Annotated in this window: 14 protein-coding genes and 1 tRNA gene; 8 read left to right on the top strand and 7 right to left on the bottom strand. The window is 65.4% G+C overall.

Going from position 1 to position 15,732, the window contains the following annotated elements; genetic code table 11:
* The first annotated feature begins 311 nt into the window (after positions 1-311).
* Genes ACFPAH_RS06535 through ACFPAH_RS06525 form a run of 3 tightly spaced genes read left to right on the top strand, consistent with a single transcriptional unit; the run spans position 312 to position 1,844 of the window.
* Positions 312-689: a methylglyoxal synthase gene (locus ACFPAH_RS06535; protein ID WP_379742409.1), complete on the top strand. Its 378-nt coding sequence runs from the start codon at positions 312-314 to the stop codon at positions 687-689.
* 40 nt (positions 690-729) lie between these two features.
* Positions 730-1,704, top strand: a complete 975-nt coding sequence (locus ACFPAH_RS06530; protein WP_379743001.1) for a quinone oxidoreductase family protein — start codon at positions 730-732, stop codon at positions 1,702-1,704.
* Positions 1,701-1,844 carry a hypothetical protein gene (locus ACFPAH_RS06525; protein WP_379742406.1) on the top strand — a complete coding sequence of 48 codons (144 nt, stop codon included), beginning with the start codon at positions 1,701-1,703 and terminating at the stop codon, positions 1,842-1,844. The genes ACFPAH_RS06530 and ACFPAH_RS06525 overlap by 4 nt, the downstream gene beginning before the upstream one ends.
* A 78-nt stretch (positions 1,845-1,922) precedes the next feature.
* Here ACFPAH_RS06525 and ACFPAH_RS06520 read toward each other — a convergent pair whose 3' ends face one another.
* Positions 1,923-2,561, bottom strand: coding sequence for a DUF4136 domain-containing protein (locus ACFPAH_RS06520; RefSeq protein WP_379742403.1), 639 nt, complete (start codon positions 2,559-2,561; stop codon positions 1,923-1,925).
* Positions 2,562-2,756: 195 nt separating this feature from the next.
* Here ACFPAH_RS06520 and pepN point away from each other — a divergent pair, with 195 nt between their 5' ends.
* The 3 genes from pepN (at position 2,757) to ACFPAH_RS06505 (ending at position 6,616) form a co-directional block, all read left to right on the top strand.
* Positions 2,757-5,402: an aminopeptidase N gene (pepN, locus tag ACFPAH_RS06515; RefSeq protein WP_379742400.1), complete on the top strand. Its 2,646-nt coding sequence runs from the start codon at positions 2,757-2,759 to the stop codon at positions 5,400-5,402.
* Between the two features lie 31 nt (positions 5,403-5,433).
* Entirely contained in the window at positions 5,434-6,435 is a 1,002-nt protein-coding gene (locus ACFPAH_RS06510; protein WP_379742397.1) for a class 1 fructose-bisphosphatase, read from the top strand.
* Positions 6,436-6,540: 105 nt separating this feature from the next.
* Positions 6,541-6,616 (top strand) — tRNA-Thr (locus ACFPAH_RS06505).
* Between the two features lie 207 nt (positions 6,617-6,823).
* Here ACFPAH_RS06505 and ACFPAH_RS06500 read toward each other — a convergent pair.
* Positions 6,824-9,724, bottom strand: coding sequence for a molybdopterin oxidoreductase family protein (locus ACFPAH_RS06500; RefSeq protein WP_379742394.1), 2,901 nt, complete (start codon positions 9,722-9,724; stop codon positions 6,824-6,826).
* A gap of 324 nt (positions 9,725-10,048) precedes the next feature.
* Between ACFPAH_RS06500 and ACFPAH_RS06495 the strand changes: the two genes are divergently transcribed.
* Positions 10,049-10,384 (top strand): four-helix bundle copper-binding protein, encoded by a 336-nt coding sequence (locus ACFPAH_RS06495; protein WP_379742391.1) that lies wholly within the window; start codon positions 10,049-10,051, stop codon positions 10,382-10,384.
* Between the two features lie 10 nt (positions 10,385-10,394).
* Here the strand turns inward: ACFPAH_RS06495 and ACFPAH_RS06490 are convergent, their stop codons facing one another.
* On the bottom strand, positions 10,395-11,363 hold the full coding sequence (locus ACFPAH_RS06490) for a mechanosensitive ion channel family protein (RefSeq protein ID WP_379742388.1): 969 nt from the start codon (positions 11,361-11,363) through the stop codon (positions 10,395-10,397).
* A 132-nt stretch (positions 11,364-11,495) separates the two neighbouring features.
* Here ACFPAH_RS06490 and ACFPAH_RS06485 point away from each other — a divergent pair, with 132 nt between their 5' ends.
* Entirely contained in the window at positions 11,496-12,008 is a 513-nt protein-coding gene (locus ACFPAH_RS06485; RefSeq protein ID WP_379742385.1) for a DUF421 domain-containing protein, read from the top strand.
* A gap of 28 nt (positions 12,009-12,036) precedes the next feature.
* Here the strand turns inward: ACFPAH_RS06485 and ACFPAH_RS06480 are convergent, their stop codons facing one another.
* Genes ACFPAH_RS06480 through ACFPAH_RS06465 form a run of 4 tightly spaced genes read right to left on the bottom strand, consistent with a single transcriptional unit; the run spans position 12,037 to position 15,485 of the window.
* The gene (locus ACFPAH_RS06480; RefSeq protein ID WP_379742382.1) at positions 12,037-12,546 is read right to left on the bottom strand and encodes an HPP family protein; all 510 of its coding nucleotides are present in this window, start codon (positions 12,544-12,546) and stop codon (positions 12,037-12,039) included.
* Positions 12,547-12,556: 10 nt separating this feature from the next.
* On the bottom strand, positions 12,557-12,943 hold the full coding sequence (locus ACFPAH_RS06475) for a DUF1622 domain-containing protein (protein ID WP_379742380.1): 387 nt from the start codon (positions 12,941-12,943) through the stop codon (positions 12,557-12,559).
* A complete protein-coding gene (locus ACFPAH_RS06470) occupies positions 12,936-14,207 on the bottom strand; it encodes a cation:proton antiporter (RefSeq protein ID WP_379742377.1) in 1,272 nt (423 codons plus the stop codon). Before ACFPAH_RS06470 ends, ACFPAH_RS06475 begins: the two co-directional genes overlap by 8 nt.
* A 3-nt stretch (positions 14,208-14,210) precedes the next feature.
* Positions 14,211-15,485 (bottom strand): DUF2254 domain-containing protein, encoded by a 1,275-nt coding sequence (locus tag ACFPAH_RS06465; RefSeq protein ID WP_379742375.1) that lies wholly within the window; start codon positions 15,483-15,485, stop codon positions 14,211-14,213.
* Between the last annotated feature and the right edge of the window lie 247 nt (positions 15,486-15,732).

Raw genomic sequence — 15,732 nt, 5'->3', positions numbered from 1 at the left:
GCCCGATTCTGTGCTTGAGGCGCTGATGGTCGGCTGCGCGGGCTTGTACGGGTCGCCAGTGCGTCTCCCTTACCACGCCCGCCGAACCTGGCGGCGGCCGGGCCGCGCCTGGTGCCGGCCGTGCGCTCGCCAGCCGGGGCGCAGCCGTCGAAATGCGGCATCCTTGCCACGGCACCGACACAGGTTTGATCCGGTTCAGGGCGTCTTCGCTGGTTCTGGTGTGGAGGGCGCGCCGGGCCGGGAGGCCACCGGCTCGCTCGTGCATGGTATTTTCTGTACTATCGTTCCGGAAAACGGAAAGAGGCGTCCAGATGAAACCACGCATTGCGCTCATTGCGCACGACAAGAAAAAAGACGACATGATCACGCTGGCCGGCGAGTACCGCGACTTCCTGGCCCAGTGTGCGCTGTCGGCCACCGGCACCACCGGCGCGCGCTTGATCAACGAACTGGGGCTGGCGGTCGAATGCAAGCACTCGGGACCCTTCGGCGGCGACCTCCAGATCGGCGCCCAGCTCGTGACGGGCGAGATCGACTGCGTGATCTTCCTGCGCGACCCGATGACGCCGCAGCCGCACGAACCCGACATCAACGCGCTGGTGCGCGCCTGCGACGTGCACAACATCGCCTGCGCGACCAATGTCGCCACGGCGCACCTGGTGCTGGGACGCCTGATGGACGCAAACTGATCAACAATCAACATCAATCGAGGAAGGAACAAAGCACATGATGGCCAAGGCAATCCGCATGCACCGCACCGGCGGGCCGGAGGTGTTGGACTACGTCGACGTCGAGGTGGGCGAGCCGGGACCGGGCGAGGCGCGCGTGCGCAACCATGCGATCGGGCTGAATTTTATCGACGTCTATTTCCGTAACGGCCTGTACCCGATGCTGCTGCCGTCCGGCCTGGGCCAGGAGGGCGCCGGGGTGGTCGAGGCGGTGGGCGAGGGCGTCACGCACGTGCAGCCGGGCGACCGGGTGGCTTACGCCGGCCGCCCGAACGGCGCCTACAGCGAGCTGCGGGTGATGCCGGCCGATATCCTGGTGCGGCTGCCCGACGCCATCGATTTCGAGACCGCGGCCGCCATGATGCTGCAGGGTCTGACGGTGCAATACCTGTTCCGCCAGACCTACGAACTGAAACCGGGCCAGACCATCCTGTTCCACGCGGCGGCCGGCGGGGTCGGCCTGATCGCCTGCCAGTGGGCGCGCGCGCTCGGGGTGAACCTGATCGGCACGGTCGGGTCAAACGAAAAGGCGGAGCTGGCGAAGGCGCACGGCGCCGCCCACGTCATCAACTACAACCAGGAGGACATCGTGGCGCGCGTACGCGAGATCACCGGCGGGGCGATGGTGCCGGTCGTCTACGATTCGGTCGGCAAGGATACCTTCATCCGCTCGCTCGACTGCCTGCAGCCGCGCGGCCTGATGGTCAGTTTCGGCAATTCCTCGGGCGCGGTGCCGCCGTTCTCGCTGGGCGAACTGGCCTCGCGCAATTCGCTGTACGTCACCCGGCCGTCGCTGGCCGCCTATGCCAGCTCGCGTCCCGCACTCGAAAGCATGGCGGCCGACCTGTTCGGCATGGTCGCGAGCGGGAAGATCAAGATCGACATCAACCAGCGCTTCCCGCTGGCCGAGGCAGCCCAGGCCCACATTGCGCTCGAAGCGCGCCGGACCACCGGTTCAACGATTTTGCTGCCATGAGGGAGTTTAGCGACGACAATGAGCCGCAGGAACCGGACACGGTCGGCTCGCCGCGCTTCGGCCGGCTGCTGCTGGTGCTGCTGGTGGCGGTGCTGCTGGTGGTGCTGATCACCTTTGCCTCCGAGGCTTATTTCTCCTGAGGAGAAGACGCCTGAACGAAAAAAGCCGGAACGCGAACGTTCCGGCTTTTGTTTTTCGGGCCGCGGCCCCGGGCTGGTTCAGCCGTTCTTCTGCTGCAGCTCGACACGCCGTACCCCGCCGCTCGGGCCCGGGAAACCGGCGAAGGCGCTGTGCACGAGTGCCGGCATCACGGCTGGCGTGGACAGCTCGCCGCCGGTGTTATGCACCGTGACGTCGAACAGGCGCTTGTCGTTCCTGTCCTTGATCGAGACCTGCAGCTCGCGCCGGTAGCGGTGCTCGATCGAGACCTGGTAGCTCGGGAACGGGTTCCAGAACGGGTCGTTGAACGGGTGGTACCAGGCGCCGAAACGGCCGCGCGGGCCGAAGCGCGGGCCGTAGCCATAGCGGTAGTAGGGATGGAACATCGGCGTCATCTGTTCGATCACGCGCACCGGCACCTCGGTGGTGGTAAAGCGCATCGCCACTTTCAGGGCCGCTGTGCCGGTATTGGCCTCGCGAAAGCCCAGCTGCGCCAGCTCTCCGCGCACCAGGTTCTGGTAGCTCTGGTATTCCAGGGTGTTGTCGATTGCCGGCGGGGTCTCGAAGACATAGCTCTTGTCCTCGATCTGCGCCGGCCACTGGTGGAAGGTGGTGACGTCGCTGCGGATGGTGGTCGCGCATCCGCCGAGCAGCAGGGCGAGCGCGGCCGGAACCAGTATTTTCCATAGGCGTTTCATTCGATTCTCTCCGATATTGTGTGCGTCATGACCCGATCGTCAGGCTGCGCTTTTTCGAACATTTTCGCAGATAAATTTACACATGGTTACCCTCTGCACATGACGACATATTCCGACAGGTGGAAATCGGGCGGAGGCAGGGAATTCTTGTTGGTAGAATAAGGATCTTCTTCGACTGTATTTTTCGGACATCCCATGCGCACCGACACGCCCCAGACGATTTACCGGAAAGACTATACGCCACCCAGCTACCTCGTCGATACCGTCGAACTCGGCTTCGACCTCGATCCCGCGCGCACCATCGTCGCCAACCGGATGACGATGCGGCGCAATCCCGACAGCGCCCAGCGCGAAATCGAGCTCTACGGCGAAAACCTGGAGCTGGTGGCGCTGCGCCTGAACGGCAAGCCCCTGCGCGAAAAGGACTACCGCATCGAGGGCAGCCTGCTGACGATCCCGAATACGCCCGAGGAGGTGACGCTCGAGATCGAAACGATCTGCGCGCCGGAACTGAACACGACCCTGAACGGCCTGTACACGTCGAACGGCAATTTCTACACCCAGTGCGAAGCCGAGGGCTTCCGCGCGATCACGTATTTCCCGGACCGCCCCGACGTGATGGCGGTCTTCACCGTCATGCTGCGCGCCGACAAGGAAAAATACCCGGTGCTGCTGTCGAACGGTAACCTGGTGGAAGAGGGCGATCTGGGCGACGGCCGCCATTACGCCAAATGGGAAGACCCGTTCAAGAAGCCCTCCTACCTGTTCGCCCTCGTCGCTGCGCGCCTGGTCTGCCAGGAAGAAACGTTCAGGCTGGCCGACGGCCGCGACGCGCTGCTCCAGGTCTGGGTCGAAGAGGGCAACCTCGACAAGACCGACTATGCGATGCAGTCGCTGAAAAACAGCATCCGCTGGGACGAGGAGCGCTGGGGCCTGGAACTCGATCTCGATCGCTTCATGATCGTCGCCGTCAGCGACTTCAACATGGGCGCGATGGAAAACAAGGGCTTGAACATTTTTAATACCAAGTTCGTGCTGGCCAATCCGCGCGTGGCGACCGACATCGACTTCCAGGGCATCGAGGCCGTCGTCGGCCACGAATACTTCCACAACTGGACCGGCAATCGCGTCACCTGCCGCGACTGGTTCCAGCTGTCGCTGAAGGAAGGCCTGACCGTGTTCCGCGACCAGGAATTTTCCGCCGACATGATCGGCACGGACAGCGGGCGCGCCGTCGGCCGCATCGACCAGGTGCGCACCTTGCGCCAGGCCCAGTTCCCGGAAGACGCAGGCCCGATGGCGCACCCGGTGCGCCCCGACTCCTTTGTCGAGATCAACAATTTCTACACCGTCACCGTGTACGAGAAGGGCGCGGAAGTCGTGCGCATGTACCAGACCCTGCTGGGCCGCGAAGGTTTCAGGAAGGGCATGGACCTGTATTTCGAGCGCCATGACGGCCAGGCCGTGACGGTCGACGATTTCCGCCGCGCCATGGCCGACGCCAACGGCCGCGACTTGACCCTGTTCGACCGCTGGTACAGCCAGGCCGGCACCCCGGTGGTGCGCGCCGAAACTCGCTACGACGAGGCGGCCAAGACCTATACCCTGAGCTTCATGCAGTCCTGCCCGGCCACGCCCGGCCAGCCGCGCAAGTTCCCCTTCCACATCCCGATCGCGGTCGGCCTGCTGGGGGCGGACGGGCGCGACATGCCGCTGCGGATCGACGGCGAGGACAAGGGCACGACCACCGTGCTGGAGTTGACGGAAGCGCAGCAAAGCTTCGTCTTCGAGAACGTGCCCGAGCAGCCGACGCCCTCGATCCTGCGCGACTTTTCTGCTCCGATCATCCTCGACTTCAACTACGGCGACGCCGACCTGCTGCACCTGTTCAGCCACGACAGCGACGCCGTCAACCGCTGGGAGGCGGGCCAGCGCCTGGCCATGGGCCGCCTGCTGAAACTGACCGGCGAAGCCGGCATCGATGCGCCGCTGAACCTGGACGACACCTTCCTGATGGCGCTGGGCAAGATGCTGAGCGACGAGACGCTCGACCCGGCCTTCCGCGAGCAGGCCCTGCTGCTGCCTTCGGAGGGCATGGTGGCCGAGCAGATCGAGGTCGTCAATCCGATGGCGATCCACCTGGCGCGCCAATTCATGCGCGCCAACATCGGCGCCCGCCTGCGCACGGAATTGCTGGCGCAGTACGAAGCGAACCAGACCCCGGGCGACTACAGTCCGGATGCGCTGTCCGCGGGCAAGCGGGCATTGAAAAACCTGTGCCTGGCCTACCTGAGCGCAGCCCAGGACGAGCAAGGCCTGGCGCTGGCCCAGCGCCAGTTCATTGATGCCGGCAACATGACCGACCGCGTCGCCGCCCTGAGCGCGCTGATCCATGCGCGGGCACCGGGCGCCGACGCCGCGCTGCAGCGTTTCTACGACGAGTTCGAGGACGAAGCCCTGGTCGTCGACAAGTGGTTCGCGCTGCAGGCCTCCGCCGCGACCACCGACGTGGCGGCCGTGCGCGCGCTGATGCGCCACCCGGCCTTCAACCTGCGCAACCCGAACCGCGCACGCAGCCTGGTGTCGAGTTTCTGCGTCGGCAATCCGGTACAGTTCCACGCGCCCGACGGCAGCGGCTACGCCTTCTGGGCCGAACAGGTGATCGCGCTCGACGCCCTCAATCCCCAGGTGGCGAGCCGCCTGGCGCGCGCCATGGACCGCTGGCGCCGCTACACGCCGGAGCTGCAGGAGCACATGAAGAAGGCCTTGCAGCAGGTCGCCGGACAGCAGCGGCTATCCAACGATGTGCGCGAAGTGGTCGGCAAAGCTTTAGCGAATTAATCAAAAATATTTAATCCAAAAAAGGAAGTTCATGAAACGCGTCAGTCTCACGCAACACCTGGTGGAGCAGCAGCGCCTCCACAACAGCATCCCGGCCGAACTGCGCCTCCTGATCGAGGTCGTGGCCCGTGCCTGCAAGCGCATCAGCTATGAAGTCAGCAAGGGCGCGCTGGGCGACATCCTCGGCAGCGCCGACACGGAAAACATCCAGGGCGAAGTGCAGAAGAAGCTCGACGTGATCTCCAACGAGATCCTGCTGGAAGCGAACGAGTGGGGCGGCCACCTGGCGGCCATGGCCTCGGAAGAGATGGAAACCATCCACCCGATCCCGAACCGCTATCCGAAGGGCGAGTACATGCTGCTCTTCGATCCGCTGGACGGCTCCTCGAACATCGACGTCAACGTCTCGATCGGCACCATCTTCTCGGTGCTCAAGGCCCCCGAAGGCATGGGCGAGCCGACCGAGGAAGCCTTCCTGCAGCCGGGTTCGGCGCAGGTGGCGGCCGGCTATGCGGTCTACGGCCCGCAGACCATGCTGGTGCTGACCACCGGCGACGGCGTGCATTGCTTCACGCTCGACCGCGAGATGGGTTCCTGGGTGCTGACCCAGAGCGACATCAAGATTCCGGCGACGACCAAGGAATTCGCCATCAACATGTCGAACAAGCGCCACTGGCACGCGCCGGTGCAGCGCTATGTCGACGAGCTGCTGGCCGGCAAGTCCGGTGCCCGCGGCAAGGATTTCAACATGCGCTGGATCGCCTCGATGGTGGCCGACGTGCACCGCATCCTGAACCGCGGCGGCGTCTTCATGTACCCGGCCGACATGCGCGACCCGTCCCAGCCGGGCAAGCTGCGCCTGATGTACGAAGCGAACCCGATGGCGATGCTGGTCGAGCAGGCCGGCGGCGCCGCCACCGACGGCGTCAACCGCATCCTCGACATCGCGCCGACCAAGCTGCACCAGCGCGTGCCGGTCTTCCTCGGTTCGAAGGAAGAAGTCGAGGTGGTCACCGGTTATCACGCGGAGTAACAGTAGCTTTTTGGCAAATCCCGTGCGAAATTGCCGAGCCGGACTAGCAAGTTTGCCGTGTTGTTTGCTAGAATACGGCTCTTCGTCGGGATTGCCCGTCGTAGAGCCGCTGTAGCTCAGTCGGTAGAGCAGCGCATTCGTAATGCGAAGGTCACCAGTTCGATTCCGGTCAGCGGCACCAGAATTCAGCAGTCGATACAAGTAGTCAGGAAAAAGGGTTGCATGCTTTCGCATGCAACCCTTTTTCTTTTGGTTGCGGCATCTGCGCTGGGTGTCACCGTCATGGAACCGGCAAGGCCCCGCCACATTCCAGCCAGTGCCGCCGCTTCGCTACGTGCCGCGGCGTCCAGTCCTGCAAGCGCGCCGCGATATGGACGCAGGCGCTGTTTCAGGATGGTACCGCCAGCGTTTGCGGCGCTGCCTGGCGGATGCGGCCGTGCAGCCAGTCGAGCTGGCGGCCATTCTGGTGCCGGATCTGCGTGATGGCTTGTTCGAATTGTTTATCGTGCAGCGACCGCGCCGCCTGCTCGAGCACGTCGAGCGACATCATGCTTTCGTTCACCAGCAGCCACAGGTCATGCAGGTCGCGCAGCATGTCGAAGCCGCCCTGGTGGCGCTGTACCAGCAAGGCATCGTCGAGCCGTTTCGGCTCGCCTTCGCGGCGTTTGCCGTAGTGCTGGACGAAGGGCTCCAGCGCGTCGGCCGAGGCCTGCGACCATCCGGCAAAGATGTGGCACAAGGGACCAATGTCGGGCTCGTCCGGATGGGTGGTGCGGACCTGGTCGAAGGCCTTGACCAGCCGCCGCTCGCTTTCCTGCAACAGGCCGAGGTAGTCGGCGACATGGGCCCGCACCGGCTTGACCTTCTGCACGCTTTCCTGGAACGCGTGCTTGACTTCGTGCAGGGCGTGCCTGACCGTGCCGTCGGCGGCGAGCGGGTCGGAAACGCCGGGCTGGGCCGGGTCCATCCGTTCCGGCTGCCTGCTCGCCGGCGCGTCGATCCTTTCCAGTTGCACGGCCGCGTACTTGTAGTGCGGCTGCTTGCTCACGGGGTCCCATTCGTAGATCGTCAATTCGTTGGCGGCGCGGGCGCGTCCCGGTTCGTCCCAGTACCCGAAATGGAAAGGCAGGAACAGTTCACCCGGGCCGACACCGCCCAGTCGTGCCTGCACCTCGACGGCGCCGCGGCGCGAGCCGATGCGTACCCAGTCGCCGTCGGCAATGCCGAGGCGAGCCGCGTCCTCGGCGGACATCTCGACGCAATCGCGTGGCGCGGCCTGTTCCAGTGCCGGCGCGCGGCCGGTCTTGGTGCGCGTATGGAAGTGGAACACCAGGCGGCCGGTCGTCAGGAAGAAGGGGTAATCCTCGTCCGGCTCCTCGAAAGGGGCCATGTATTCCGCGCCCTTCAGGACGGCACGCCCGGCCGGGTTGTCGGCGCGGTAGGCCTGCGGTTTCACGGGGGCACCCGTGATCAGGTCGTGGCCATAGCTTTCGCAATAGTCGGCATCGGTCGGGAACACGAGGTCGGCATAGAGTTTCTGCGCGCCCTCCGGATGTTCGGCGTTGCAGGGCCAGGGCAGGCCGGAACCGCCGGACAGCTTTTCATAGCTGAGCCCGGTGTAATCGCAAGGCCTGCCACGCGTACATTCCTTCCAGCCAGCAAATGCCTCTTCGGGCGTGCTCCACTTGATCAGGGGCGCGCCGTCCTTGTCGCTGAACTGCATGCGGCGCGCAAAATCGACGAAGATGTCGAAGTCGGCCCGTGCCTCGCCGGGCGGTTCGACCGCCTTGTGGCTGATGTGGACGGTACGGTCGACGTTGGTGAAGGTGCCGGTCTTTTCGCCCCATAGCGCGGCCGGCAGTACCACGTCGGCAAGCTGGGCCGTTTCGGTGAGGAAGGCATCCTGGACCACCACGAACAGGCCGGGCCGCTGCAGGATGTCGCGCACGCGCCCGAGGTTGGGCAGGGAAACGGCCGGGTTGGTCGCCTGGATCCAGAGCATGCGGATCGAGCCGGTTTCGCAATAGCGGAAGATCTGCATCGCGCGGGTCGGCGGGGTCCAGTGCGGGATGATGGCCGGATCGACATTCCAGACCCGCGCCAGGTCCTCGATGTGGTCGATGTTGTCCCAGTTGCGAAAGCCCGGCAGGTCGCCGTCGGCGCCGGTCTCGCGCGTATTCTGCGCCGTCGGCTGGCCGTTCATCTGCAGCACGCCGCAGCCGGGACGGCCGATACGGCCGAGGACCAGGTTGATGTTGTTCACTTGTACCGCCGCGGCCGTCGCCTGGTTCGATTGGTACACGCCCTGCAGGCAGCTCGACAGCAGCATCGACGAGGAAGCGATCATCCCGGCGGCGCGCCGCAGGTCGGCCGCGCTGACCCCGGTGATGTCCTCGACACGCTCGGGCGGGTAGGCGGCGACCAGGCGCTTCAAGTCGTCGAAGCCGACCGTGTGGGCCTCGACGAAGTCCGCGTCGGCATGGCCGTCCGCGATCAGGAGGTGCAACAGGCCGTTGAGCAAAGCGACATTGGTGCCGATGCGCGGCGCAAGGTGCAGGTCGGCTTCCTTCGCGGTCACGGTCTTGCGCGGATCGATCACGATCAGTTTCGGCGGGTCCGGATGGCGGCGCCGGTCGAGCACGCGCATCCACAACACCGTGTCGGTAGCGGACATGTTGTGTCCGATCATCATGATGCAGTCGGTGCTGTCGACGTCGAAGTAGGAGCCGGGCTGCCCGTCGCTGCCGAAGCTTTCCTTCAGGGCCGCCGCCGCCGTTGCCGTGCACAGGCGCGTGTTGCCATCCATGTGGGGTGTCCCCAGCCCGGCCTTCCCGATCATCCCCAGCGTGTAATATTCTTCGAGGAAGAGTTGGCCGCTCGTATAGAAGCCGATCGCACCGGCCGTGTAGTCGCGCTTTACCTGCTGGGTCTTCTCCACGATCAATTGCATCGCTTCGTCCCAGCTCGCCCGCTCGAGCGTCCCGTTGCGGCGCACCAGGGGATGGGTCAGGCGGTCGCCACTATTGTTGGCCTCCCATCCGTGCAAGCCCTTCGGTCCGAGGCGGCCGCGGTTGACCACGTCTTCGGCGCGGCCGCGTACGCCAACGATGCGCCCGTCCTTCACGCCGATGTCACAGCCACACCCGTTGGAGCACAACACGCATGCCGACTGGACCCATTTGTCGGGCGCTTCCAGCGTGCGCTGGTCGACCCGCACCGGCCACTTGTCGTGTCCGGCGTAGGGTGTGCGCTCGCCCCAGATGTCGGCAATACTGTTTCTCGACTCCATCGTGTGCTCCTGAAAAAAATGGCTTGAGTGGCGCGGAAGGCGGCTGCCGGCGCGCCAGCCGCTTCGGTCCGCTTTGATGGCAGGTTAGCATCGTCACGGGAGAGGAAGCGCAGCATTGCGGCCGGGCCGCGTGCGGGCAAGCCTGCATGCCCGTCCACGGCGCCAGGCCTTGCCGTGGCGGCTTTCCGAGACGAAAGGTGCGCCTGCGCCGGCTGCGCGCGGGTAGACTCATTTGTACAAATGTATTTGCCGCATTCGCCACCTGGATGGGGCATGTGCGAGCCGCGCATGTGCGGCGCATTCACCCACACTCAAGGAGAAATCATGGCCATCGAAAACTTTCAGGAATGTATAGACGCCTGCAATGCCTGTGCCGTTGCCTGCGACGAATGCTCCACTGCCTGCCTGGCAGAAGATGACGTCAAGATGATGGCGCGCTGCATTGCGCTGGACATGGACTGCGCCCAGGCCTGCCGCGTTGCAGCCGCCTACATGGCACGCGGCAGCGAGTTCGCAGCCGCCATGTGCCGCCTGTGTGCCGACATCTGCACCGCCTGCGGCGACGAATGCGGCAAGCACCAGATGGACCATTGCCAGCGTTGTGCGCAAGCCTGCCGCCGTTGCGCCGAAGCGTGCCGGGCGATGAGCGCTGGCGCCTGAGGGCCGGGGCTCAGGCGCCCGGCGCCGGCGGTTCCGTTTTCATGCTCTGCAACGCCCGTGCCAGGCCGGCCGGTTCCGGCACCTCGCCCTTCCCGGCCGGCCAGCCTTCGCGCTGGCGGCGCCGGTCCCCGTCGGTCGCTTCGGTCTGGTCGTGCAGCAGCACCTGGTAGGTCGGGAAGGGCAGGTCGATGCCTTGCGCGGTCAGGGCGGACTTGACCCGTTCCAGCACCTTGTCCTGGAGGTCGAGGGCATCGGCGCGGCGCGGCGGCTTGATCCACCAGCGTATCCGGATCTTGACGCCGGCATCGGCATACTCGACGACCAGGGCATCGGGCGCGGGTTCCGTTTCCACGTCCGGCATGGCGCGCATCGTCTCGAGCATCACCTGCTTCGCCCTGGCGATATCGTCGCCATTGCCGATCACCAGGTCATATTGCAGGCGCCGCTGCGGATAGGCGGTGTTGACGATAAACGTTCCCTTGTACAGGACGGAATTCGGAATCACCACCAGCCTGCCATCGTAGGTACGCATCTTGGTCGCGCGCGTTTCGATTTCCTCGATCGTGCCCTCGAAACCATCGAAGACGATCTGGTCACCGATGCGGAAGGGTTCGTTCAGCAGGATCAGCATTCCGGCCAACAGATTTTCGAAGATATCCTTGAAGGCGAAGCCGATGGCGATGCCGGTGATCCCGAGTGCGCTGATCAGGTTGCCCGGGGTGAAGGTGGGGAAGGCGATGGTGGCCGCCAACAGCAGTCCCAGCAGCCGCATGCCCCATTGGGCCATGCGCCCCAGCACCACGACCAGGTTGGCGTGCTTGCCGGCGTTGAGATGCTGCACCAGCCTGCGCGTCCAGGTGGCAATGAAAAGGAACAGGATGAAAACGAGCAGCGCAATGACGAGGTTGGGGAGCATGCGCAGCGCACCCAGGCCGAGGGCGTGCACGCGTTGCAGCAGGATCGCGAGTTCTGCGGACATGGACGGCGGGCGGCGAACGCCTTGAAGGTAGAGCACGGATGATGACGGATTCGCCACAAGCGTGGCGCAGCGTTGTACGGGCCGGAGCAATGATGGGAAGTAACCAGAGTCACGCAAACGACAGGGGGCAGCATGTTCTTCGATAGCTGGGACAACATTTACCGCGTCATCATCGTCGGCCTGCTTGCCTACGCCGGGCTGGTGCTGTTGCTGCGCATTAGCGGCAACCGGACCCTTTCGAAGATGAATTCGTTCGACCTGGTCGTCACGGTCGCCTTCGGCTCGACCCTGTCGACCATCCTGGTGAACGAGAGCGTCACGCTCGCCGTCGGTCTTGCCGCCCTTGCGCTGCTGGTCGTCCTGCAGCTGGTCATTACCTGGTGTTCGGTGCGTTCGTCATTCGTCAACGATATCGTCAAGACCAGGCCGACCGTCCTGGTGCTGGGTGGCCGGTTGCGCCACGATGCATTGAAGCGCGTACGCGTCACGGGCGACGAGATACTGGCGGCGGTGCGGCAACAGGGCCAGGGTTCGCTCGACAACATCGACGCCGTGATCCTGGAAACCGACGGCAGCCTGTCGGTGATCCCGGCGAACCAGGCCGGCAACCGCTCGGCCTACGGAGAACTGCTGCGGCGTGGCTGACGGGGCGGCGCCGCGCCGGCCTGCCGGCTTACTGCCCGCTTTCCTGGCTGCGCTCGCGCCGCGCCGCGCGCACCACCAGCCACTGCGTCAGCTTCTGCAATCCCAGCAGCACGGCCGTGATGCCGAGTGCGAGGCAGAACAGGGCCAGGTTGCTGGTGTCGCCCGCTTTCAGCCCGAAGCTGAGCGCGGTGGCGACCGCCGGCGGGTGTACGGCGTCGCAGACGATCATCGCCACGATGGCCAGCACCATCGCCGTTCCCGCGGACACGTAGCCGGGCCCCAGGGCGAGAAACGCCAGCATCCCGATGACGGCGGCGCCGAGTTGCGACAGCAGCAGGGTGCGCGCCTGGTTCACGCTGTGCTGCGGGTCCAGGTAGATCAGGAAGGCGCTCGAAGCCAGCGAGGCAAACAGCAGCCGCTGGCTGCTCACCGCTTCGACCAGGGCCAGCACCAGCAGGACGGTGAGCGTCGGCGCCACCGCCAGTATCAATTCCCGGCGCAGCCCGAGGCGGCGCCGGCGCGAAGGCAGTTCGCTCATTGTCTTGTCCTCACTTGTGGCCGGTGGCAGGAGCGCGGCTTTGCTGCGCGGCTTCGACGGTGCGGCTCTCCGACTGCAACTCCTTGTTGAGGAAATAATTCAAGGCGGTCCTGATCACGGCGATCGCGGCCAGTTTGCCGATCCGGTCCCAGGTCGGCGCCACCGAAGTGGACAGGATGTCGGCCGCCAGTTGCAGTTCGAGCGCCAGCGTCAGGTAGCGCGCGAAGGTCAGCCTGATCGGCGTAAAACTGTTGCCGCGCTCGAACAGCAGGTGGCGCACCAAGGCAACGATCACCAGTACCACGCCGGCGGCGATGATCAGTGCCCCGAGCGCCTCCACCAGCAGCCGCAGCCACTCGACATATTCGCGCACCTGCCGTTCGACCTGGTCAAACATGGGATTCTCCTTGTTGAAGTGTCGGTTGCCCGGTGCAGGGAACGATCTTGCGTACCAGCCGTTCCACGCTCAAGCCCTGTACCAGCACCGAGAACACGACGACGATATAGGTCATCGTCACCAGGGCGTTGCGCTCGGGGCCGGCCGGGAGGGAGAGCGCAAGCGCCACCGAAATGCCGCCACGCAGCCCGCCCCAGGTCAATACCTGCCACGCGCCCTGGGGCAGCCCGGAGCGGCTGCCGAGCACGGCGACCGGCACGCCTGCCGTGAGCAGGCGCGCGGCCAGGGTGACGCAGACCGCCAGCAGGCCTGCGGCGAACAGCGGGCCGGAAAACGGCAGCACCAGCGCCTCGAAGCCGATCAGCACGAACAGGACCGCGTTGAGCATCGAATCGAGCAGCTCCCAGAACTGGTCGAGTTGTTCGCGGGTCAGGTCCGACATGGCCTTGCGGCGCCCGCGATTGCCGATCAGGATGCCGGCGGCCACCATCACCAGCGGGGCCGATACCCCAAGCTGGTGCGCGAAGCTGTAGCCGCCCAGGACCGCGGCCACCGTCAGCAGCACCTCTTCCTGGTAGCTGTCGATACTCTTGAGCATGCGGTAGGTCACGTAGCCCAGCGCGATCCCGAAGGCGATGCCGCCGACGGCTTCGCGCAGCAGCAGGGCGGAGGTCTCCGCGCCGCCGGGAGCATGGTGCTCGGCCGCTACCGCCGCCATCACCGTGAAGACGACGATTCCGACCCCGTCGTTGAACAGCGACTCGCCCGAAATCACCGTCTCGAGGTTGCGCGGCGCCCCTACCTTGCGCAACAGGCCGGTGACGGAAATCGGATCGGTCGGCGCGATCAGGGCGCCGAAGACGAGGCAAAAGGCAAGCGGCAAATGAAGTCCCGTGAGCGGCAACAGGTAGTAGAGACCGAGACCGATCAGGAGCGCCGCCGCGACCGTCCCGAACACCGCCAGCAGCCCGACTTGCCAGCGGTACTTCGCCAGACTCTGCAAGTCGACCTGCAGCGCGCCGGCAAACAGCAGGATGCTCAGCATTCCGTCCATCAACAGTTCGGAAAAGTCGATGGTGCCGAACAGGTCGGCGGCGTAATCGCGGGGCCGGCCGACGCCGGCCTGGTCCAGGAGGAGTGTCGCCGTCGACAGGATCAGGGCGGCCGCCATCACGCCGATCGTGGACGGCAGCTTGAGGTAGCGCGCATTGATCCACGCGATCAGGGCGGTGATGACGAGGAAGACCGGGACCACTTCTGGCATGCGCTATCCTTTCGATGCGGGCGGGTGCGCCGCCGGTGTCCAGTAGCCGGCATGCCGGCGCCGCAGCTGCTCGAGGTCAGGAGGGAAATCGAGCGCCAGCTCGGCGCGGGCCATGGCCAGGGCGGCATGCTGCCCGGCCACCGGCGCCATGTCGGCCGCGCCGCGCCCAAGCTCGCCCAGCACCCGCTGCATCCGCATCGCCACTTCGACCAGCCCGGCGCCGTCGCGCGCGATCGCAGGGAACGCGTCCTCGAACAGGTCCTCGATCTCCAGGGGCGGCACCTCGATCCGGTCGTATTCAGGCGTGTCCGCTTCGCATGCCCCTGCCCAGTCGGCGAACAGCCGGTGCAGGGAACCGAGGATGCCGATGGCGGTGCCAGGGTCGTTAATGCCGGGAGACAAGGCTCGGCAAGCGATCTCGGCCAGCACGACCAGGCCGAAACGCGGATCCTCGTCGAATTGGCGCAGTGGCCCGATGACGAAGTTCTTGCGCAGTATCTCGGGCTCGACCGTCCCGCTGTCGCCCGAATCGGGCAACACATAGCCGAGCGCACGCGACGGTACGATCATGGCGCCGGGCAGGACAGCCAGCCGGATGCGGACCTTGTGCCGGGCGGCGACGCGCTGCAGGGCGGCGATGTCGACCCGCTGCAGGTAGCCGATGCTTTCGCTGTAAAACACCAGGCCGCGCAGCGGCCCCCTGGCGGGGACGCCGCCCAGGCAGGGACGGCGCTTGCGCCGCTCCATGGCCTGGGCCGTTGCCTGCTCGACCTTGGCGATGACGGCCCCCAGGCGCCCGAGGCGCGCGATGCTGTCGACCCAGCGCACGAATACCAGTACCACGGCGACCAGCGTCAGCAGCGTCAGGGCGAACAGGGTAAAGCGGCCGGCCTTGCCGAAGTAGTCATTCGTCGTCGCGCTCAGGGCCACGATCGCAAAGATGAAGGTGCCGACGAAGACCGACAAGGCGTTCTGGGAAACGTCGTCCGCGACCACCAGCGGGAAGGCGCGCGCGGTGGCCGACTGCCCGGTCGACGCATAGGCCGCCACCATCGAGGCGACCGCGAAGGTGGCGATCCCGAGCATGCTGGCGGCGATGATCTTGAGCAGGTCGATGATCGAGCCCTGTGCGATTTCCGGCACTTTCCAGTCGACCGGGATGCCGTCGGCGGCATGCGCCAGCAGCACGCCGCCGATCGACAGCACGCAGGCGATCAGCGGCTTGACCCATAGCCGTTCGCGCAAGCGGTTCAACAGGAATTGAATTTGGTCTGGCATATCCGCCTCAGTGGCCTTGGCCCCGCATCGGCAGCGGCAAGGGCAGTGCAAGCCTAGCCGGGCCGGGCCATGGCGTCGGTTCGCTGGGAAACACTCCTCCACGAAGCGCCGGAATGCTGCGTGCGCCGCCTACGGATGAGCTCGCGTGCTTACATAAATTATATCTACATTTGTGCAAATGCTTGTTCGTTGTTACAATGAAAGGCTCTTGGGAAGAACCAGGCGTTCTTCCTCCCGGCGACGGCCA

It is taken from the genome of Massilia sp. GCM10023247 (assembly GCF_042653325.1).
Taxonomy (GTDB): Bacteria; Pseudomonadota; Gammaproteobacteria; order Burkholderiales; family Burkholderiaceae_D; genus Telluria.
Note: the sequence above shows the minus strand (reverse complement) of the source record. Positions and strands in the feature narration are given on the sequence as shown.